The following is a 19882-nucleotide window of genomic DNA, read 5'->3' as shown; positions in this document are numbered from 1 at the left end:
TCGGGGCCTGGCCGAGGGCCATGCCTCTGCGATCGCGGCCAGGGCCCTCACCACTTGCAGCCCTTGCCACGCGCCGCGTCCACGGCCAGCGGCAGCGCGGCCAGGAGGCCGGTGTTGGCGTAGGCCTTGCGGCAGTCCTGGTTGGCGGCGTTCTCGATGGAATGCTCCAGCCTGGACTTGCGTTCGGGCGGTTGGGGCAGCAGGTCGACCAGGCCGGGGCCGCGGCGGGCCGCGATGTCGCCGCCGCGCGGCAGCGACAGGTTCAGCGGTGCCCGCGGCGCGCTGGCGGCAGAGCTGGGCGGCAGGGCCAGGTCGGGCCCGAGGCGTGGGCCGGCGTCAGGCGATCCGGCCGCGGCCTTTGGCGCGGCGAAGGGGTCGGCCGCGGGGTCACCCTTCGCGAGTCCGGCGGGGCCCGCCGGCATGGCCACCTGGCCCGGCAGCGCGTCGGACAGCTCCGGCGGGGCAGATGCGCCCGGCACCGCGCGCTGCTGGGGCGCCGGCTGTAGCGGCGCGACGCCGCCGTCCGTCGACTCCAGCCGCTGCACCGGGGCGGGCAGATCCTGGCCGCTCGGCAATGGGGGCGCGGCCGGTGCGCGCAGCCCGCTGGGCCGGCTGAGCGGCGCGACCACGCCCCCTTCGGCACCGGGCGCCTCCAGGCGTTGAACCGTGGCGGGCAGGGCCGTTCCGACGGAAAGGGCGGCGGCCGGCGGGGCGGCGCGCAATTCTGCCGCCCGGGGCAGCATGGCGGCCCGTGCGGGAGGGGGCGCGGCCTCCAGGCGACTGACCGGTGCAGGCAACTCGCCGGGCGGTGGGGGCAGGGCAGCCGGTCGTGGCAGGGTGCGCAGGCTGGCGGTCGGGGGCAGGGGCACGAGGTCTGTGCTCGGGCGGGCCTCCAGCCGGCCGATGGCGGCCGGCAGCTCGATGGCCGGTGCCGGCATGGCGACACGGTGGTGCGCGGGCGCGGCAAGGGGTTCGCGCGCTATGGGCTTGAAACCTTCGGGCAGGTCCAGTGTCGCCGTGCTGGGTGGTGCGGCCGAGGCTTCGTCGGTGCGAGCCGCCTCCGGCGCCACGTCGCGTGGATTCCAGCGACCCAGTTCGGCGGCACCGGGGTCGGCGGCCGCCGGCGCGGCGGGGCGAACCCGGCCGCCCTGGCGAGGCTGAGGGCCCTTGCCATGGGCGCCGTTGTCGCGCCATTCCCGTACCGGCTCGCCCGGCGGCATCGTGGTGGTGCCGCCGCTGCGGCTCAGCAGCTGGACGGTGAGGCTGCCCCACACCCCCCGGCCTGGCGCCGCCGTGCCGATGGCGTTGCCGAAGAACAGCACCAGCCATACATGCAGCAGCGCCGCCAGCAGCAGACTACGCTGCAGCAGGCGCGGGTCGGGCGGCGCGCGGCGGGGGAGGGCGATGGCGGCTGACACGGCGGCCGGATTGTGTCGCGGCTCCGCCGGGGGGCTTGTGACGACGCGGGCAGGGGTTTACGCCGGGCCACGGTCTTCGTCGGAGACAGCGGCGTGCTTCGGTTGCCGTCGACTTTTCCATCGACCCAGAGTGGGCTATGGGATGGCGCCCGCCGGGCGTAGGCTGCTTTGACCCAGCGGATGCATGCCGGACGGCTGGTACGTGTGCTGGGTTTGCATGGAGGACGCCATGAAGCGCTGCCACCTACCGAGCCTGACGCTGCTGTCTGGCCTGACCATCACCGCGCTGTTGCCCGCCTGCGGCGGCGGCGGAGCCGACGAAAGCGTGTCGACGCTGCAACCAGCGTCACATGCGGTGAACACCGGGCAGATCCTGATCGCGGATCAGTTCAACAACCGCGTCATCGTCGTCGACCCGACGACGCATGCGGTCACCTGGCAATTCGGCGACGGGTCGGACCATGCCGGGCCGACCAGCGTGGTCGGCGTCAATGACGCGGAGCGCTACGGTGAGCTGACGCTGATATCCGGCACGGGCATACCGCCCAGCTCGCCGCCGCTGCCGGGCTGCTCGGATCCCGTGAACGGCTGCCCGGACAACCGCGTCATGCTGGTGAATCGCGGTGGCCACATCGTCTGGCAGTACGGTCAGGCCGGCGTGGCCGGCGCGGGCGCGAACCAGCTCAACACGCCGGTGCAGGCCGCGGCGCTGAAGGGCTTCCAGGGCGAGGCGGGTCTGCACGTCATCATTACCGACCAGGCCAATCAGCGGATCATCGTCGTCGACCGCCGGATGCACCTGGTGTGGCAGTACGGCACCACCGGCGTGTCCGGTAGCGGCCCGAACCAGCTGAACAACCCGAACAGCGCCGAGTTGCTGGACAACGGCAACATCCTGATCGCCGACGAGAACAACAACCGGGCGATCGAAGTCACACCGCGGGGCGGCCTGGTCAAGCAGTTCACCGCGGGCGGCAGCCTGAGCGGCGTCGCCTTCGCGAGCCGGCTGCCCAGCGGCAACACGCTGATTACGGATTCCAACAACAACCGCATCGTCGAGCTGGACCCGCGCGACCACATCGTCTGGCAGTACGTGACGAACACGATGGCGGGCAGCAACTCCAACCCGCTGCCGACGCGCGCCGTGCGGCTCGCCAATGGCAACACGCTGATCAGCGACCAGTTCAACAACCGGGTGATCGAGATCGATGCGGGCAGCAACATCGTCTTCCAGCAGGGCATGCTGAATGTCGCCGGCAGGGGCTTCAACCAGCTCAACGGGCCCTATGACGCCAAGCTGATCGGCGACTTCACCGGGCTGGGCACGCCGCCCATTGATGCCGGGCTGGATCTCTGAGCCCGGCGCGGCTGGGGCTCAGGGCCAGGCGGCAAGCCTGTGTTCGACGGGCACGAGCCACCCGCCGGCGGCCGTGACGCTGCGCTCGACAACCAGCGTGCGGCCACCGGCCTCGCGCACCAGCACGGTCGAGCAGCGCGTGCCATAGCGCGCCAGGGCGGGCTGCCCGGGGTCGGGCATGCGCACGAAGCGCGGCGACAGCAGGCGCTCGCGGATCAAGCCGACGCCGGTGTCGGGGAGCGCGGCGTCGGGGGCGGGCGTGGCGTCGGCCAGGGCGTCCATGAGCTGAGCGACGAGCTGCTGCGCGTCGGCGGCGCCACCAATGGCCTGGGCCAGGGCCGCCTTGAGGCCTACTGTCTTGGGCCAGGGCGTGTCCAACGCGGCGTTGGACAGCCCGTGCAGGCCCGGCTCCAGCGCGACCGGCGCGGGCGCGCGGTTGCTGATCCAGTGCCAGGCGCCGCGGGCCAGATCGGCGGTGATGAGATTGAAGCCGTTGTAGCCCGGCCGCAGCCGTCTGGCGAAGGCCGGGGCCTCGTCCCGGCCGGCCAGCCACTCGACGACGAGTTCGCCGCGCGACGGCGCGCCGTCCAACCTTCTGTCCGGCTCGCGGACGTTGGTCAGCAGCGCGAGCCGGCCCGCGCGCGTGAGGCCCAGCCAGGTGCCGCCGGCCTCCAGGTCACGCCCAGCCAGCAGGTCGACGCCACCGGCCGTCCACCACGCCATGGGCGCCGTGGGGCGGCCGAAGACCTCGTCGCGGTTGGCGGCAATGACGAGGGGAAAGCGCGGGTGTGCCCCGAGCGCTAGGGCGGCGAGACACATGGCCGCATCAGCACTCGACGATGTTCACGGCCAGGCCGCCACGGGCGGTTTCCTTGTACTTGGTCATCATGTCGGCGCCGGTGTCGCGCATGGTCTTGATGACCTTGTCCAGGCTGACGAAGTGCGTGCCGTCGCCGCGCAGCGCCATGCGTGCCGCATTGATGGCCTTGACCGACGCGATCGCGTTGCGCTCGATGCAGGGGATCTGCACCAGGCCGCCCACGGGGTCGCAGGTCAGGCCCAGGTGGTGCTCCATGCCGATCTCTGCGGCGTTCTCGACCTGCTCCGGCGTGCCGCCCATGACGGCGCAGAGTGCGCCGGCGGCCATCGAGCAGGCCACGCCGACCTCGCCCTGGCAGCCCACTTCGGCGCCGGAGATGGACGCGTTCTCCTTGTAGAGGATGCCGATGGCGGCGGCGGTCAGCAGGAAGTCCGTCACGCCCTTGGGCGTGCTGCCGTGGACGAAGCGCGTGTAGTAGTGCAGCACCGCCGGGATGATGCCGGCCGCGCCGTTGGTGGGCGCCGTGACGACGCGGCCCCCGGCGGCGTTCTCCTCGTTGACGGCCAGCGCGTAAAGGTTGACCCAGTCCATCACCTGCAGCGGGTCGCGCAGCGCGGCTTCGGGGTTGGCCGTCAGGTCGCGGTGCAGCTGCGCCGCGCGGCGCTTGACCTTGAAGCCGCCGGGCAGCACGCCCTCGGTCCTGCAGCCACGCGCGACGCAGGCCTGCATGACGTCCCAGATCTTCATCAGGCCGGCGTCGATCTCGGCCTCGCTGCGCCAGTGGCATTCGTTGCGGCGCATCAACTCGGCGATGGACAGGCCGTGGCGGCTGGTCTGGGCCAGCAATTCGTCGCCGGTCTTGAACGGGTAGGGCAGCACGGTCACGTCGGGCGCGATGACCTTCTGCTTGCTGCCGTCGGCCGCCACCTCGTCGCTGACGATGAAGCCACCGCCCACGGAGTAGTAGACGCGATTGGCGATCTCGTTGCCTTCGGCGTCGAAGCCGATGCAGCGCATGCCGTTGGCATGGAACGGCAGCGTCTCACGGCGCTTGAAAACGAGGTCCTTGGACTCGTCGAAGGCGATCCGGTGCTGGCCAATGACGTTCAGGTCGCCGGCGCGGATGGCGTCCAGCAGCGCGGGAATGGCTTCGACATCCACCGTGTCCGGTTCGTGCCCGGCCAGGCCCAGCAGCACCGCCTTGTCGCTGCCGTGCCCCTTGCCGGTGGCCCCGAGCGAGCCGTACAGGATGACCTGCACCCGGGCCACCTGGTCCAGCAGGCCGTCGTGCTGCAGGCGCAGCCCGAACAGCCGCGCGGCGCGCATCGGCCCGACCGTGTGCGAGCTGCTCGGGCCGATGCCGATCTTGAAAAGGTCGAAAACCGAGACGGCCATGATTCAGGTCCTTACCGCGTCCGATACCAGACGCACTTGCATTCCAACGGTGTGCTGCCCCGGCTGGTTCGAGTCGATGGGTAGATGGGCTCCAGCTGGCCCAGCATCGCAACCTTTGCACATTCCGAATTGCATTGCTTCTGCTGTTCCTCTGCCGTGGCAGGTGCACCGACCAGCGCCCCGAACAGGACGCTCAGCACGACGAGTGATGCAAAACCAAGCGCTACGTGAAAGCCTGGGCTTCGACGTAGCGACTTGATCCAGCGCACGGCCTCAGGCTTCTTCGTACTCGCTCAGCGGCACGCAGCTGCAGAACAGGTTGCGGTCGCCGTAGACGTTGTCCACGCGGCCCACCGGAGACCAGTACTTCTGGCGACGCAGCGAGGGCAGCGGGAACACGGCGACCTCGCGGCTGTAGCCGTGCGTCCACTCGGAGGCGCTGGCGACCATCGAGGTATGAGGCGCGTTGACCAGCGGGTTGTCCTCGCGGCTGAGCTTGCCGGCCTCGACGTCGGCGATTTCCTGGCGGATCTGGATCATCGCGTCGATGAAGCGGTCCAGCTCGGCGCGGCTCTCGCTCTCGGTCGGCTCGACCATCAGCGTGCCGGCGACAGGGAAGCTCAGCGTCGGCGCGTGGAAGCCGTAGTCGATGAGGCGCTTGGCCACGTCTTCGGCGCTGACGCCGGAGCTGTCCTTCAGCGGGCGCAGGTCCAGGATGCATTCGTGGGCCACGCCGCCGCCCTTGACGCCGTCAATGCCGCCGCTGAAGTGGATGTCGTAGTGGTCCGACAGGCGGGCCGCGACGTAGTTGGCGTTCAGGATGGCCATCTCGGTGGCCTTCTTCAGGCCCTCGGCGCCCATCATGCGGATGTACATCCACGAGATCGGCAGCACGGCGGCATTGCCCAGAGGCGCAGCGGACACGGCGCCGATGTTGGTGTCCTTGCCCAGGCCCGCGGTGCGGTGCGCCGGCAGGAAGGGCACGAGATCGTCCACGACGCAGACCGGGCCGACGCCCGGGCCACCGCCGCCGTGCGGGATGCAGAAGGTCTTGTGCAGGTTCAGGTGGCTCACGTCACCGCCGAACTCGCCCGGGGCGGCGATGCCGACCAGCGCGTTCATGTTGGCGCCGTCCACGTAGACGCGGCCGCCGTGGCTCTTCACCATCGCGCAGATCTCCTTCACGTGCGTGTCGAACACGCCGTACGTGGAGGGGTAGGTGATCATGATCGCGGCGAGCTTGTCAGCGTGCTGTTCGCACTTGGCCTTCAGGTCGGCGAGGTCGATGTTGCCTTCCTTGTCGCACTTGGTGACGACGACCTGCATGCCGACCATCTGGGCCGATGCCGGGTTGGTGCCGTGGGCCGATTCAGGAATCAGGCACACGGTGCGCTGCTTGTCGCCGCGCGACTCATGCCAGGCCTTGATGGCCAGCAGGCCGGCGTACTCGCCCTGCGAGCCGGCATTGGGCTGCAGGCTGATGCCGGCATAGCCGGTGCACTCGGTCAGCCAGTTCTGCAGCAACTGGTCCAGCTCGGTGTAGCCGGCCAGTTGCTCCTGCGGCGCGAACGGGTGCACGCCCGCGAACTCCGGCCAGGTGATGGGGATCATCTCGGCCGTGGCGTTGAGCTTCATCGTGCAGGAGCCCAGCGGGATCATGCTGCGGTCCAGCGCCAGGTCCTTGTCCGACAGGCTGCGGATGTAGCGCAGCATCTCGGTTTCGCTGTGGTGCGTGTTGAAGACCGGGTGCGTCAGGAAGGCGGCGGTGCGGCGCAGGTGAGCGGGGATCAGGCTGTCGACGCCGTCGGCGAATTCGGCGACGGTCGGCACGGTGGCGCCGGCCGGAGCGAACCAGCTCCAGAGGGCCTCGATGTCGGCACGCGATGTCGTCTCGTCCAGCGCGATGCCGACATGCTTGTCACCGAGCTTGCGCAGGTTGGCCTGGGCCGCCACGGCCTTGGCCATGACGAGCCCGGGCTCGCATTCGACCAGCAGTGTGTCGAACACGTGCGGCGTGACGACCTTGACGCCCATGCGCGTCAGGCCGGCGTGCAGGATGGCCGTGTAACTGGCCACACGCTCGGCGATGCGCTTCAGGCCTTGCGGGCCGTGGTAGACCGCGTACATGCTGGCCACGACGGCCGGCAGCACCTGGGCCGTGCAGATGTTGGAGGTGGCCTTCTCCCGGCGGATGTGCTGCTCGCGGGTCTGCAGCGCCAGGCGCAGCGCGGGGTGGCCCTGCGCATCCTTAGACACGCCGACCAGGCGACCCGGCATGGAGCGCTTGAATTCGTCCTTGCAGGCCAGGAAGGCGGCGTGCGGGCCGCCGGCGCCCATGGGCATGCCGAAGCGCTGGCTGTTGCCGGCCACGATGTCGGCGCCGAACTCGCCGGGCGAGACCAGCAGCGTCAGTGCGAGCAGGTCGGTGCAGACGATGAAGGCGGCCTGCTTGGCGTGGGCCTGGTCGGCGAAGGCCTTCAGGTCGTGGATGAGGCCGGTCGTGCTGGGGTACTGGCAGACGACGGCGAAGTAGTCGTTCTCGGCCATCAGCGCGGGCGCCATCCCGACCAGCACCTCGATGCCCAGCGGCGCGCAACGCGTCCGGATCACTTCGATGGTCTGCGGATGCACGTCGCCGGCGACGATCAGCGTGTTGCTCTTGCTCTTCACGCCACGCTTGGCCAGCGTGACGGCCTCGGCGGCGGAGGTCGCCTCGTCCAGCATGGAGCCGTTGGCGATGTCCATGCCGGTGAGGTCGGTCACCATGGTCTGGAAGTTCAGGATCGCTTCCATGCGGCCCTGCGAGATCTCGGCCTGGTAGGGCGTGTAGGCCGTGTACCAGGCGGGGTTCTCCAGGATGTTGCGCAGGATGACGCCGGGCGTATTCACGCCGTAGTAACCCTGGCCGATGAAGCTCTTGTAGACCTTGTTCTTGCCGGCGATGGCCTTCAGCTCGGCCAGCGCGCCCGCCTCGGTGATGGGCGCGGGCAGCTTCATGCCTTGCGAGCGGCGGATGGCCTTGGGCACGACCGCGTCAATCAGCGCGGACCGGCTGGCCACGCCGACGGCGGCGCACATCAGGGATTCATCGACGGCATCCGGCCCGATGTGGCGGGCGTGGAATTCGGAGGCGTCTTCGAGTTGAGAGAGCGGCGTCGGCATGGCGGGTCTACTTCGAGGAATTACAGGGCGAGGATCAGAGCGTCTTCAGCAGCGCGTCGTAGGCGGTGGCGTCCATCAGCGCGTCCAGCTGGGCGGGGTTGCTCAGCTTGACCTTGAAGAACCAGCCGGCCTTCAGCGGGTCGGTGTTGGCCAGCGCCGGGTCGTCGCGCAGGGCTTCGTTGACCTCGGTGATCTCGCCGTCGACCGGCATGTAGACGTCGGCCGCGGCCTTCACGGACTCGACGACGCCGGCGACTTCCTTCTCGGCATAGGTCTTGCCCACTTCGGGCAGGTCCACGAAGACCACGTCGCCCAGCGCGTCCTGCGCGTGGACGGTGATGCCGACGGTGGCGGTGCCGTCGCCGTGCACGTCAAGCCATTCGTGGTCGGGGGTGTACTTGATGCTCATGGATTGCTCCTTGGGTGGGATTCGGGGTCAGGGAAGGGTGGATTGAATCAGGTCGCCCATGGCCCGGGCGCGCGGGTCACCCAGGCTTTGCAGGCCGCTCACGGCGCCGTGGCGGTCCGGCAGTGCTTCGTCCTGGGCGAGCTTCCAGCGGCCATCGAGGCCGGCGATCTCGATCTCGAAGCCGACGATGGCCTTGAGCATGGGCGCCAGGTAGCCGGCGGGCGCGTCGGCGGCCTTCCAGTGGTCGCCGCCGTGCAGCGGGCCCTCGTTGGCGGCGATGAGACGTTCCAGCATGGGCAGCAGCCGCTCGGCGTCGCGCACGAGGCGGGCGGTGCCGCGGGCATGCACGGCGAGATAGTTCCAGGTGGGCACCACCCGTCCGGTGGCCTGCTTGGTCGGGTACCAGGCCGGCGACAGGTAATGGGCCGGGCCCTGGAACACGACGGTCACCGGCGCGCCGGCTTCGAGGTGTTGCCAGACGGGGTTGGCGCTCGCCACATGGGCCTCCAACGTACCCAGCGGGCCGCGCCGGCGATCCAGCACGAAGGGCAGGTGGTCGATCACGGCCGAGCCATCCACGACGGTGACCATCGTCGCCAGCGCGGTGGCGGCGACGAGGTCGAGCATGGCCTCGGGGCCAGGCGGCGCGTGATAGCTGGGCTGGTACATCGCGACTCAGCCGCGGTAGTAGCGGTTGGGCGTGAAAGGCGTCGCGGACACGACCATGGGCGTGCGCTTGTCGCGCACGACGGCGAAGACTTCGGTGCCGACGGCCGTGTGTTCCTTGGCCAGGTAGGCGAGGGCGACCGGCTGGTTGACCGTGGGGCCCAGCGTGCCACTGGTGACGACGCCGATCTCGGTGCCGTCGGCGGCAACGATCTTGGCGCCTTCGCGCACGGGCATGCGCTCCTTGCCGACCAGGCCCACACGCTTGCGGGCGGCGCCGTTGGCGAGCTGGGCCTCGATGACCGCGGCGCCCGGGTAGCCGCCGGCGCGGGCGCCGCCGGCACGGCGGACCTTCTGGATGGCCCAGGTGATGGAGGCGGCGACCGGCGTGGTCGTCTGGTTGATGTCGTGGCCGTACAGGCACAGGCCGGCTTCCAGGCGCAGCGAGTCGCGCGCACCCAGGCCGATGGGCTTGACCTCGGCATGGCTCATCAGCTTGCGCGCCAGCGCGACGGCATCGTCCTGGTGCACGGAGATCTCGAAACCGTCCTCGCCGGTGTAGCCCGAGCGGGTCAGGAAGGTGTCGATGCCGTCCAGCTGGAAGAAGCCGCCGGTCATGAAGGTCAGCTGCGCGACCCCGGGGTTCAGGCGGCTCAGCACGGTCACGGCCTCGGGGCCTTGCAGCGCCAGCAGCGCACGCTCGGGCACCGGGATGACCTCGCAGCGCGCGCCGATGTGCTTTTGCATGTGAGCAATGTCCTGCTCCTTGCAGCCGGCGTTCACCACCACGAACAGGTCGTCCGGGCGCCTGCAGACCATCAAGTCGTCCAGCAGGCCGCCCTGGTCGTTCGTGAACAGGGCATAGCGCTGCTTGAAGACGCCCAGGTCGACGATGTCCACCGGCACCAGGGTTTCCAGCGCGGCGGCGGCATCGGCACCGACGAGGCGCACCTGGCCCATGTGGGACACGTCGAACAGCCCCGCGGCGGCGCGCGTGTGCTTGTGCTCGGCCATCACGCCGCTGGGGTATTGCACCGGCATGTCGTAGCCGGCGAAGGGCACCATCTTGGCGCCGAGTTCGACATGAAGGGCGTGGAGAGGCGTTTGCAGCAGGGAGGACATCAGGGGCTCCGAGGGGATTTCGGGTTTGGATGTCCTCGCTGTCCCTGGTACCTGAGAGATTGACAAGGCGGTTGGCAGTCCCGCGCTCGCTTGCCCCTTCGGTGGGCCGGCTCGGGGGCCGGCCTCTCTCCAGTGAGGAACGCCGCCAGTGTCAGCCACCGACGGCGTTTTGTCAGTCCTTTTGCCTGAGCGTTCGAGTGATGCCACCCTGCGCCTTCGGCGGCTCCCAAAAAGCTCGGAGCGCTCTCCTGACAGCCGGCATTCTAGCCAGCTTGGGTGGTCGACTCAGTCGCCCAGATGGCTGGATTCCAGCGCCTCGCTGTCGATGGGCATGGTCTGGCCGTCGGCGCCTTCGAAGAACAGCGGCTTGCGCGTCTTGGCGACCGGCGCGAGCTGGTTCATCGTCATCGCGTCGAACAGTCGGCCGTTCTGCATCACCTGGGCGACGCGGTCGCTCTGGCGGATGTCGGCCAGCGGGTTGCCGGCGATGACGACGAGGTCGGCCAGCTTGCCGGGCTCGATGGAGCCGAGGTCCTTGTCGAAGCCGAAGTTGCGCGCCGGGTTGATGGTCGCGGTGCGCAGCGCCTCGTGCGGCGTCATGCCGCCCAGCACGAACATCCACATCTCCCAATGCGCGCCCAGGCCCTCGCGCTGGCCATGGGCACCGATGGAGGTGTTGACACCGGCGCGCGACAGCGCGGTGGCCGTGCGGGCCACCTTCAGGATGTTGAAGTCCTCCTCGGGCGCCGTCTCGCGGCGTACGGAGCGCGGCTCCAGGACGGTGCGCGGCACGTAGCGGCTCAGCAGCGGGTGCTTCCAGACCTCGGTGCGGGCGTACCAGTAATGCTCGCCGTCCAGGCCGCCGTAGCCCACGTTCAGTGTCGGCGTGTAGCCCACCGCCGTCTGGCCCCACAACTGCTTGACGTCGTCCCACACGTCCGCCAGCGGCAGCGAATGCTCCACCGTCGTGTGGCCGTCGACCACCATGCTCATGTTGTTCTGGAACAGCGAGCCGCCCTCGGGCACCACCATCATCTGCGTCTGGCGCGCCGCCTCCAGCACCTGCTGGCGCTGGTCGCGGCGCGGCTGCTGGTAGCTCTTCACGCTGATGGCGCCCTCGGCCTTCTGGCGGTTCAGGTGGGTCAGCGCGTCGTCCAGGCTGTTGACGTTGGAGTAGAACGGCGTGCGCGCGCCGTAGAGGATGGTGCCGGTCGAGTAGATGCGCGGGCCCACCACGACGCCAGCGCGCTGCATCTCGCTCTGCGTGAAGATGGCGGCGTTGTTGTTGGACGGGTCGTGCAGCGTCGTCACGCCGAAGGCCAGCGAGGCGAGATTGATCCAGCTCTGCTGCGGGATCAGGCCGGCGTCGTTCATCGCGCCATGCCAGTGGGCGTCGATGAAGCCTGGCACGATGGTCTTGCCGCTGGCGTCGATGCGCTTGGCGTCGGCGGGCACGGCGATGTCCTTGCCGACGGCGACGATGCGGTTGCCGTCGACGACGATCGTGCCGCCCTCGATGACCTCATCGCCCTTCATCGTGACGATGCGTGCGCCCGTCAGCGCGACCTTGCCGCTGGGCTTGTCGCTGGCCTGCTCGAAGCCGATCTTGCGCGACGTCGCCTTGTCCTTGCCTTCGGCGCTGGCCGTGAACAGTTCGTCGCCGAGCGTGAAATGCAACTGCTTGCCGTCGCCGCTCCAGTGCAGCGCCGAGCCGGCGTTGACGTCAAGCTGGCGCACCGGCAGTGCATCCATCTTGGCACCCACGGTGAGGGTCTTGCCGGCCTGGCCCTGCACGCTGGGCAGCGGCGTCACATAGGCGTGGAAGCGCTCGACGAAGCCCAGCCACTGGCCGTCGGGCGAGACGCTGTATTCGGCGGCCGCGTCGCTGCGCGCGACCTCGGTCTCGCTGCGGTCGCGCAGGTTCAGGCGCATCAGCGCGAAACGCTGCTCGACCTCGCTGATGCTGCTGGTCCGGGTGTAGAAGACCTCGTCGCTTGAGGCGCCGAACTGCGGCGCGCTGCCATCCTTGCTGATGCGCTCGGCCTTGCCGGAGCCATCGGCCGCGGCGAGGTAGAGGCCGGTGTCCAGGCTGTGCCAGGGGCTGGTCAGGCCGCCGCCCTTGACCTTGCGGTAGACCAGCTGCCTGCCGTCCGGCGACAGCCGCGGTTCCAGGTACTTGCCCGGCTCCTTGACGAGGACGGTCTCCTTGCCGGAGGCGATGTCCAGTCGGCGGATGCTGCCCTGGGTGTCATCGCGCCAGGTGGCGTAGACCAGGCTCTTGCCGTCGCGCGACCAGCTGGGCGCGAACTCGAAGGCCTCGTTCTGCTTGGTCAGGCGGGTCGGCGTGCCGTTGGGCAGGGCCTTGATGTACAGCGAGCCCAACGCCGAGTAGACGACGCGCTGGCCGTCCGGCGACACCTGGGCGCCGCGCAGTTGGTGCACGGCAAACTTGTCCGGCGCGACGACCTGGGCCTGGCGGATGGGCTCGCGCAGCTCGCGTGTGTCCTTCACATGGAAGGGGATCTCGACGGCCGCGCCCTTGAAGGGATCAACGCGCCAGATCTTGCCTTCCGCCCAGACGACGATCTCCTTGGAGCCGGGCATCCACGCGAAGCTGGGGTAGACGCCCCACATGGCCCAGATCTCCTGCAGGTCGCGAGACAGGCCGCTCCAGGCCGGACGCTCGACGCCGGTGCTCAGGTCCTTCAGGAACAGCGTGCTCTGGTTGCGCACGCGGCGCACGAAGGCGAGGTACTTGCCGTCGGGCGAGGGCGTGGGCCGCACTGCGCCGCCGGGGCCTTGCACGAAGGGCTCGACGGAGCCGTCCGTCAGATCCTGGCGGAAGATCTTGTAGATCTCGCCGTTGCCGTCCTTGTTGTACTCGAACACGCGGCCGGGCGTCGTGTCCTGGCTGTAGTACAGGTACTTGCCGTCGGGCGACACCGCGGGCTCGCCCAGGTCCTTCTGCCAGTTGGGCTTCTCGTTGAGCTGCACGCCCTTGTTCTTGGCCGCGTCGGCATCCACCGCGTACAGCCAGATCTCGCCCGAGCCCGCGCTGCGGGTGCCGGTGTAGTGCTTGCGCGCCAGCAGGTAGCGCCCGTTCGGGTGCCAGACCGGGTTGTTCAGCAGCCGGAAGTCTTCCTTGGTGACGGCGCGGGCGTTGCTGCCGTCCACATTCATGACCCACAGGTTGTCGCCGCCGCCGGCATCGCTGAGGAAGGCGATCTGCTTGCCATCCGGCGAGAAGCGGGCCTGCTGCTCCCAGGCGATGGAATGGGTCAGTGCCTTGGCCTCGCCGCCCCCGATGGGCAGCGTGTAGAGGTCGCCCAGCAGGTCGAAGACCAGGGTCTTGCCGTCCGGGCTGACGTCCACGCTCATCCAGGTGCCTGTCCTGACGTCGATGTTGGCCGTCTTGGGGACGCCCGGCGGGGCGTTGACGTTCCAGGCCGGCGCCTTGCTGGGGGCCTCCTGGGCTTGAGCCGACAGCGTGGCGGCCAGGAGGAGGGCGGGGAGGGCTTTCAGTCGGTGCATGGAGAGGGGGGTGTCGAGGTCAAGCGGCCCAGGTTAGCGCCCGTGGCGGGGCGTCCCGTTCGTCATTCAGGGTTGCCACGGGGGCGTGGCATGGATTGGAGGCGAGGGCGCTCAGCCCAGCAGCCACCAGAGCAGCAGGCCGCCGAAGATCAGCCACTGCAGGCCGTAGTAGGCGAAGCGACTCCTGGCCTTGATGCGCTTGCCGAACAGGCGCACCTGCTGCACGTAGGCAAAGGCCTTGTTGATGCCGCCCGTCTTGTCGGTGTCGGAGTTGGGCGCGGCGGCCGCGCGGATCAGCGTGTGGCTGATGAAATGGTTGAACCAGCGGGCCACCGGGTTGTTCAGCGGCCGCTCGACGTCGCAGAACAGGATGATGCGCATCTGGTCCGACTGGTTCTCGGCGTAGTGCAGATAGGTCTCGTCGAAGATGACGCCCTGGCCGTCGCGCCAGGAGTAGCGCTCGCCGTCGACCGAGATGTAGCAGCGGTCGTCGTTGGGCGTGACCAGGCCCAGGTGGTAGCGCACCGAGCCCGCGAAGGGATCGCGGTGCGTGACGAGGCGGCCACCCGGCGGCAGGGCCGCGAACATGGCCGCCTTCACCGTCGGGATGCGCTGCAGCAGCGCCGTCGTCACGGGGCAGAGCTCGCGCGCCGATGGGTGGGCGTCGCCGTACCACTTCAGGTGAAAGCGCGTCCAGCCGGTCTTGAAGAAGCTGTTGAAGCCGGCGTCGTTGTACTTGTCGCTCTTCTTGATCTCGCCCGCCTCGGCCAGTTGAAAGGCCTCGGCGCGGATGTCCTGCCAGTGCTCCTGCAGCAGCTTCAGCTCGGGAAAACCAGCCACCGGCAGATAGGGCTTGGCCGGCAGCTTGGAGAACAGGTACATCAGGCAGTTGATGGGCGCCATGAAGGTGGAGTGGTCCATCAACTGGCGGAAGAAGCGCAGCCGCACGCGGCCGCGGAAGTGCACGTAGACCGTGCTTGCCACGAAGACCGCCACGATGGCGAGCTTGATGTAGGGGATGTCGTGGTTCATGGATTCAGGGCCGGGCGTAGAAGTCAGCCTCGCCCGGCGGGCGCGACTTGAAGCGCTTGTGCAACCAGAAGTACTGGTGCAATTGTCGACGCGCCTGGGCTTCGATGACGGCGTTCATGCGGGTGGCGTCGGCCACGATGTCGTCGGTGGGGAAATTGTCCAGCGCCGGCTCGATGACCAGCGTGTAGCCGTCCGCCTCGCGCCGCGGGTAGCAGGGCAGCACCGCGGCCTGGGTGACGGCCGCCATGCGCGACAGCCCGCCAATCGTCGCCGTGCTGACGCCGAAGAAGGGCACGAAGACCGAGTCGCGGTGGCCGAAGTCCTGGTCGGGCAGATAGTAGAGGCGGTAGCCGTCCTTCAGCGCCCGCAGCGTGGGTCGCGTGCCCTGCTGGCGCGAGAAGATGATGCCGGTGCCGAAGCGCAGCCGCCGGGCGCGGAAGAAGGCGTCCAGCCAGGGGTCTTTCTGCACCGAGTAGATGCTGACCAGCGGCGTTTCCAGCGACACGCGCAGGCCGGCCAGGTCCAGCCCGGTAAAGTGCGGCATCATCAGGATGACGTTGCGCCCCTCCAGCGCGCGCAGGTGCTCCAGTCCCTGGATACGTACCAGGCGCTTGAGCCGCTCGCGCGAGGCAAACCAGCCGTAGCCGTATTCCAGCAGCATCTGCACCATGGCGACGAAATGCCGGCGCAGCAGGCGGCGGCGCTCGCCGTCGCTGAGTTCCGGCAGGCACAGGCGCAGGTTGACCTCGCCGATGTGGCGGCGCGAGGTCGGCAGGACCGCGATCACGCTGCCGACCGCCCAGCCCAGCGCCGAGATGGCGCGGAACGGCAGCCAGCTCAGCAGCCAGACCAGGCCCACGAGCAGCTTCACGCCCACGCGCGCACCTCAGCGAAATCCATCCGCAGCATCCCTGCCCCTCAATTCTGTCCAGGGGCGGCATCGTAGTGGCTGGGGCGTGCGTCCGGCGGCGCTTGCTGCTTGAAAGCGCCCGCTGGGCGTCAGTCCAGTGCCAGCACCAGCTCCTTGCCGGCGCGCAGCACAACAAAGCGCGTGTCCGCCACCGCGCGCCAGGCCAGCAGCGCATTGACTAGGTCGGCGCTGCCGCCGATGGCGCGGTCGTTCATCGCGGTGACGATGTCGCCGGCGCGCAGCTGCAGCCGCTCCGCCAAGCTGCCGCGTGTTACTGACAGGATGACGGCGCCGGTGGTCTCGCGGCGCCCGGCAGCCCAGGCCGTCAGCGGCGGCACGTTGTCGAACTGGGCGCCCAGGCGCGGGCGGGCGGGGGCGCGGCCGTCCTGGCGCAGTTCGCCGACGATCTGCAGGACGATGTCGATGGGAATGGCCAGGCTGGCACCGGGCGTGCCCGCGGGGCCGACGATGGTGCGGGCATTCATGCCCGCGATGGCACCGCCGGCATCCAGCAGCGGGCCGCCGGAGTTGCCCGGGTTCAGGGCCACGTCGCTCTGGATGAACATCAGCTCGCCGTCGTCGCCGAAATGGCGGTCCTTGCCGCTGACGATGCCGGCCGACACCGAATGCTCGAGGCCGAAGGGTTCGCCGATGGCCATCACCCAGTCGCCCACGCGCAGGCTGCCGGGGCGCGTGAAGACGGGGCGCATGGGTGGTGGGGTGTCGACGCGCAGCAACGCGATGTCCGTCGACGCGTCCACGCCCTCCACCCGGGCGGCGATCAGCCGCTTGTCGGGCAGGGCCACAAGGATCTGCGGCGTATCGCCAAGCAGATGGGCTGCGGTCGCGATGCCGCCCCTGTCGTCGACGAAGAAGCCCGCGCCGACGCGTGGGTCCTCCTCGCCGGCTACGAACATGTAGACCCCCACGCTCCAGGCCGCGCCGCGCTGGTAGGCCTCGGCGAAGCTGGCGGGCTGGGTCTTGGCTGGCGCACGAGCCGCCGGGGCGGCTTCCACCCAAGGTGCCAGGGCGAGCAGCGCGCAGGCGAGGAGCAGGGCGGGGGCAGGGGGGCGAGACATGGCCGTCACCCTAGCGTCTTGTCGAGTGTGGCCTCTTGATGGTTATCAACGGATTGAGCGGCAGGGGCTTCTCCGGGGCGACTCCGATATCGCCGGCATCATTTGCAACGGGCGTACACATCGCCGGCCTTGTATTCCGTAAAGCCGCGTATGTAGTCACATATGGGGGGAAGCCCAACGGATGCACGTCGCGTGTCCAGATTTTCCTCGTCCTCGACCTTGTACAAGATGGCTTTCTCGATATTGCCGTCCACGGTTGTGAAGAGTTGACTCCCATATCGCTGAGGCTGCCCTTGGCGCATCCGAATGCGATCGACGAGCAGGGCAAATTGCTGGGGCGGCAACTTGCCCGCACTGACGGCCTTATCTGCGATGGGCGCAATCTTCAGTTGAATATCGAGCGACGCGTGCTGCACGATCAACCAAGCTGCATCGACGGCTTTGGACGAAAGCTCATTTCGGTCGGGCCAGCCGCATTGCTCCAGCAGCGGTACGACCAGTTGTTGCCCGCTTGTCGCCGCTGCTGCAATTCTCCTGCTTGCGTCGACCCACTGCTTTCGCTCATCCTCTGTCGCAGCGGGGCGCCCTGGTTCGGTGGCGATGCCGTCGCTACGCCGGCGAGTCATGAATTCTGTAAACAGCCGACCCAGCTCCTTCCTTGAATCCTGGTCGGCGTCGCTCGCCGCAATGAGCCTGGACTCGTAAGTCGACCACGCGCAAGTCGAATCCGCATGAGCAATGGGCGCTGCTGCTGCGAGAACAATGAAGCTCCATTTGGTAAGCATGTGTAGGGCCTCCCTCGAATCCCGTGGCACATCCTCACCGCCGCGTGCCCGTTGTTCTTTCCGCGGCCGGACTTGTACGCCCTATCGGCCCAGTCCAGCAAATCGTTCAACTTCATTGTCGTGGGCGAATCTTGGACCAGCGGCTTCACCCCATCAGGATGAAGCCTTACACGCCCTGATTGCAACGCACACCTCAAGAGTGCGCATTGGGGGCGTTGTGCACAACGCATGCGTGCCCACTACCCGGAAATGCGCACCGAGTCCGGCGCTTCCGAGCGCCCGCTGCACCGCAATCACCATGCTCGGCATGAGAGCCAGACATCTTCGACATCGAGATGCGACTTAAGGAGGTATTGTCGCCCGAGTTGCGCAGGATGCAGAGGAAGGGCGGGTTCTTGTCGCTCACGCCCAGGGGCTGGGCACGCAAGCAGTACTCGTACATCTTCACCGAGGTCTTGTCGACGTATTTGACGTAGGTGAGCTCAGTGATGACGGGCCGGCCCGAGGTGCGCGCGGAGGTGCTTACATCGGTGGTGACCTGCTGCTTCATGCCGTTGTGCACCGAGACGAGCTCGATGCACGGGCCCAGCTTGATGGAGTCGCCCATCCACTTCTTGCCGTCGATCAGGCTGCCGCCTTGGGAGAAGCTGTTCGGTCCTGCAAAGACGCCCGAGTCGCCCGGCTGAAAGAGGATCAGGTCCATGGGGTTCCTTCAAGACAGAGTCCGAGTGATAGTGGGGCGGGCGGGCATCACGTGGGCAGCTTGACCGCCAGGCGGATCGAGGCGGTCAGCTCCTCGAGTTGGAAGCCGTTCGACGACTCAGCGGGAGTTGTTGGGTTGTCACTTGACAACTCATTCCTGGGCTCGTAAGCTGGAAATATGAATGGCTCGCGCAACCCACCCGAAGAAGGAAGTAGAGGAAGCGCTTCAGCGCGCCGAAGACAACGACTGGCGTGTGGAGGTCGGCGGTTCGCATGCTTGGGGCCGGATTTATTGCCCCTACAACGACCAGGAGTGCCGCTGCGGTGAGTTCTGCATCACGAGCGTTTGGAGCACCCCGAAGAACCTCGGGAACCATGCTCGCCAGCTCAAGCGCGTAGTCGACAACTGCACCACGCATCAGAAACAGCAAGCCGACTCCGATGAGGCGGCAAAGGACTGACCGGTGGAATACACCTTCACGCTCAAATATCAACTCGCAGAGCAAGACGCCAACCACGAGCAACTCGTGGAGCGGCTAGGTGCGGCTGGCTGCGATGACGCGCTGGTGGGCATTGGTCAACCTGGCCGAATCGCGCTTGAGTTCGTCCGGGAAGCAGAGAGCGCCGAAGCGGCACTTCTGAGTGCAATGGCGGACGTCAAGAAAGCCATTCCGACCGCCAAGCTCATTGAAGCTGCGCCGGACTTCGTGGGACTGACCGACGTCGCCGAAGTGGTTGGTGTCACCCGTCAGAACATGCGCAAGCTCATGGTGAGCCATGCGATGTCCTTCCCGGCCCCCGTGCATGAGGGAAGCGTCACGGTCTGGCATTTGGCCGAAGTCATGTCATGGCTACAGGCGCGCGGCACCTACAAAGTGGAAGCGACCATGCTCGAGGTTGCGCGGACAGCCATGCAGGTGAACATTGCAAAGGAAGTTCAAATGCGTCGCCTCGTTCCAAAGGTTCGAAGGGAACTGAAGACGCTTGTCGCGTACGCAGTGTCGAAACGGGTGACCTAGGGAGCGCCTGCAGAAGTTGTGGGACGCGCTTGGCATTCCCGCGGTACTGCGCCTGCCGTATGCAGCCAAGACGAAGGGCGAGGCGTTGGGATGGATTGAACTGGTCCCCATGAACTGGTCAAGGACACTGAACGCCGCGTATGCGGACGCACTGTTCGGCGGTTCATAGCTTGGTCGCTCCCAGGCCACGAGCAAGCGTCTCGCAGGCTGGCTCAATGGCGCTGCTAGTTCCAGCCTCTGAATAGGGAGGAGCGCGCGGTAAGTCGTTGCCTTCTCCATAGGTGCGGCGCAGGGGCTGAGGACGCTAGGCGTTTACGAACTCTCGGACGTAAGCGGTAAGTCGTGGGCGTCCTTGCCGGCCTGCTCAGCGTTTGATACGTGACGCCGTGTAGGCAATGCATTCCACGATGCCGAGCGAGCTCAACCACACCTGATGCTCGGCATCGCTGTTGAGGGACGAGATGCCTTGCTCGCG

16 protein-coding genes and 2 riboswitches are annotated in these 19882 nt (G+C 68.0%); of the genes, 3 read left to right on the top strand and 13 right to left on the bottom strand.

The window, feature by feature from the left end; all coding sequences use genetic code 11:
• Positions 1–47: 47 nt before the first annotated feature.
• Positions 48–1418 (bottom strand): hypothetical protein, encoded by a 1371-nt coding sequence (locus JOY88_RS04335; RefSeq protein WP_293500656.1) that lies wholly within the window; start codon positions 1416–1418, stop codon positions 48–50.
• A 229-nt stretch (positions 1419–1647) separates the two neighbouring features.
• On the opposite strand from JOY88_RS04335, the gene JOY88_RS04330 reads away from it, so the two are divergent.
• Positions 1648–2775 (top strand): NHL repeat-containing protein, encoded by a 1128-nt coding sequence (locus tag JOY88_RS04330; RefSeq protein WP_293500654.1) that lies wholly within the window; start codon positions 1648–1650, stop codon positions 2773–2775.
• Between the two features lie 18 nt (positions 2776–2793).
• Here the strand turns inward: JOY88_RS04330 and JOY88_RS04325 are convergent, their stop codons facing one another.
• From JOY88_RS04325 to JOY88_RS04270, 12 genes are all read right to left on the bottom strand, one after another.
• Positions 2794–3594 (bottom strand): NRDE family protein, encoded by an 801-nt coding sequence (locus JOY88_RS04325; RefSeq protein WP_293500653.1) that lies wholly within the window; start codon positions 3592–3594, stop codon positions 2794–2796.
• A 7-nt stretch (positions 3595–3601) separates the two neighbouring features.
• Positions 3602–4990 carry an L-serine ammonia-lyase gene (locus JOY88_RS04320; RefSeq protein ID WP_293500652.1) on the bottom strand — a complete coding sequence of 463 codons (1389 nt, stop codon included), beginning with the start codon at positions 4988–4990 and terminating at the stop codon, positions 3602–3604.
• Positions 4991–5263: 273 nt separating this feature from the next.
• Positions 5264–8152, bottom strand: a complete 2889-nt coding sequence (gene gcvP / locus JOY88_RS04315) for an aminomethyl-transferring glycine dehydrogenase (protein ID WP_293500651.1) — start codon at positions 8150–8152, stop codon at positions 5264–5266.
• 34 nt (positions 8153–8186) lie between these two features.
• Positions 8187–8561: a glycine cleavage system protein GcvH gene (gcvH, locus tag JOY88_RS04310; RefSeq protein ID WP_293500650.1), complete on the bottom strand. Its 375-nt coding sequence runs from the start codon at positions 8559–8561 to the stop codon at positions 8187–8189.
• 27 nt (positions 8562–8588) lie between these two features.
• Positions 8589–9230, bottom strand: a complete 642-nt coding sequence (locus JOY88_RS04305; RefSeq protein ID WP_293500648.1) for an FMN-binding negative transcriptional regulator — start codon at positions 9228–9230, stop codon at positions 8589–8591.
• 6 nt (positions 9231–9236) lie between these two features.
• On the bottom strand, positions 9237–10349 hold the full coding sequence (gene gcvT, locus JOY88_RS04300; RefSeq protein ID WP_293500646.1) for a glycine cleavage system aminomethyltransferase GcvT: 1113 nt from the start codon (positions 10347–10349) through the stop codon (positions 9237–9239).
• A gap of 28 nt (positions 10350–10377) precedes the next feature.
• A riboswitch (glycine riboswitch) is annotated at positions 10378–10492 on the bottom strand.
• Between the two features lie 20 nt (positions 10493–10512).
• Positions 10513–10610: riboswitch (glycine riboswitch) on the bottom strand.
• A 24-nt stretch (positions 10611–10634) separates the two neighbouring features.
• The gene (locus tag JOY88_RS04295; RefSeq protein ID WP_293500644.1) at positions 10635–13880 is read right to left on the bottom strand and encodes an amidohydrolase family protein; all 3246 of its coding nucleotides are present in this window, start codon (positions 13878–13880) and stop codon (positions 10635–10637) included.
• Positions 13881–13991: 111 nt separating this feature from the next.
• A complete protein-coding gene (locus JOY88_RS04290; RefSeq protein ID WP_293500643.1) occupies positions 13992–14912 on the bottom strand; it encodes an aspartyl/asparaginyl beta-hydroxylase domain-containing protein in 921 nt (306 codons plus the stop codon).
• A gap of 4 nt (positions 14913–14916) precedes the next feature.
• Entirely contained in the window at positions 14917–15783 is an 867-nt protein-coding gene (locus JOY88_RS04285; RefSeq protein ID WP_293500642.1) for a lysophospholipid acyltransferase family protein, read from the bottom strand.
• 128 nt (positions 15784–15911) lie between these two features.
• Positions 15912–16901 (bottom strand): S1C family serine protease, encoded by a 990-nt coding sequence (locus tag JOY88_RS04280; protein WP_293500640.1) that lies wholly within the window; start codon positions 16899–16901, stop codon positions 15912–15914.
• Positions 16902–16999: 98 nt separating this feature from the next.
• Positions 17000–17686 carry a DUF6624 domain-containing protein gene (locus JOY88_RS04275; protein ID WP_293500638.1) on the bottom strand — a complete coding sequence of 229 codons (687 nt, stop codon included), beginning with the start codon at positions 17684–17686 and terminating at the stop codon, positions 17000–17002.
• A gap of 193 nt (positions 17687–17879) precedes the next feature.
• Positions 17880–18389, bottom strand: a complete 510-nt coding sequence (locus tag JOY88_RS04270) for a type VI secretion system tube protein Hcp (RefSeq protein WP_293500636.1) — start codon at positions 18387–18389, stop codon at positions 17880–17882.
• A gap of 181 nt (positions 18390–18570) precedes the next feature.
• Between JOY88_RS04270 and JOY88_RS04265 the strand changes: the two genes are divergently transcribed.
• Both JOY88_RS04265 and JOY88_RS04260 read left to right on the top strand, forming a co-directional pair.
• On the top strand, positions 18571–18849 hold the full coding sequence (locus tag JOY88_RS04265; RefSeq protein WP_293500634.1) for a hypothetical protein: 279 nt from the start codon (positions 18571–18573) through the stop codon (positions 18847–18849).
• 3 nt (positions 18850–18852) lie between these two features.
• Entirely contained in the window at positions 18853–19407 is a 555-nt protein-coding gene (locus JOY88_RS04260; protein ID WP_293500633.1) for a helix-turn-helix transcriptional regulator, read from the top strand.
• Positions 19408–19882: the final 475 nt, after the last annotated feature.

It is taken from the genome of Roseateles sp. (genome assembly GCF_019237615.1).
Taxonomy (GTDB): Bacteria; Pseudomonadota; Gammaproteobacteria; order Burkholderiales; family Burkholderiaceae_C; genus Pelomonas.
This window is presented reverse-complemented; position numbering and strand designations above follow the sequence as displayed.

What these genes read in the sequence shown, in the direction of transcription:
- JOY88_RS04325 (WP_293500653.1), bottom strand. Translation starts at nt 3,594, where the DNA reads ATGTGTCTCGCCGCCCTAGCGCTCGGGGCACACCCGCGCTTTCCCCTC.
- JOY88_RS04295 (WP_293500644.1), bottom strand. Translation starts at nt 13,880, where the DNA reads ATGCACCGACTGAAAGCCCTCCCCGCCCTCCTCCTGGCCGCCACGCTG.
- gcvT (WP_293500646.1), bottom strand. Translation starts at nt 10,349, where the DNA reads ATGTCCTCCCTGCTGCAAACGCCTCTCCACGCCCTTCATGTCGAACTC.
- JOY88_RS04270 (WP_293500636.1), bottom strand. Translation starts at nt 18,389, where the DNA reads ATGGACCTGATCCTCTTTCAGCCGGGCGACTCGGGCGTCTTTGCAGGA.
- JOY88_RS04265 (WP_293500634.1), top strand. Translation starts at nt 18,571, where the DNA reads ATGGCTCGCGCAACCCACCCGAAGAAGGAAGTAGAGGAAGCGCTTCAG.
- JOY88_RS04305 (WP_293500648.1), bottom strand. Translation starts at nt 9,230, where the DNA reads ATGTACCAGCCCAGCTATCACGCGCCGCCTGGCCCCGAGGCCATGCTC.
- JOY88_RS04280 (WP_293500640.1), bottom strand. Translation starts at nt 16,901, where the DNA reads ATGTCTCGCCCCCCTGCCCCCGCCCTGCTCCTCGCCTGCGCGCTGCTC.
- JOY88_RS04320 (WP_293500652.1), bottom strand. Translation starts at nt 4,990, where the DNA reads ATGGCCGTCTCGGTTTTCGACCTTTTCAAGATCGGCATCGGCCCGAGC.
- JOY88_RS04330 (WP_293500654.1), top strand. Translation starts at nt 1,648, where the DNA reads ATGAAGCGCTGCCACCTACCGAGCCTGACGCTGCTGTCTGGCCTGACC.
- gcvP (WP_293500651.1), bottom strand. Translation starts at nt 8,152, where the DNA reads ATGCCGACGCCGCTCTCTCAACTCGAAGACGCCTCCGAATTCCACGCC.
- JOY88_RS04275 (WP_293500638.1), bottom strand. Translation starts at nt 17,686, where the DNA reads ATGCTTACCAAATGGAGCTTCATTGTTCTCGCAGCAGCAGCGCCCATT.
- JOY88_RS04290 (WP_293500643.1), bottom strand. Translation starts at nt 14,912, where the DNA reads ATGAACCACGACATCCCCTACATCAAGCTCGCCATCGTGGCGGTCTTC.
- gcvH (WP_293500650.1), bottom strand. Translation starts at nt 8,561, where the DNA reads ATGAGCATCAAGTACACCCCCGACCACGAATGGCTTGACGTGCACGGC.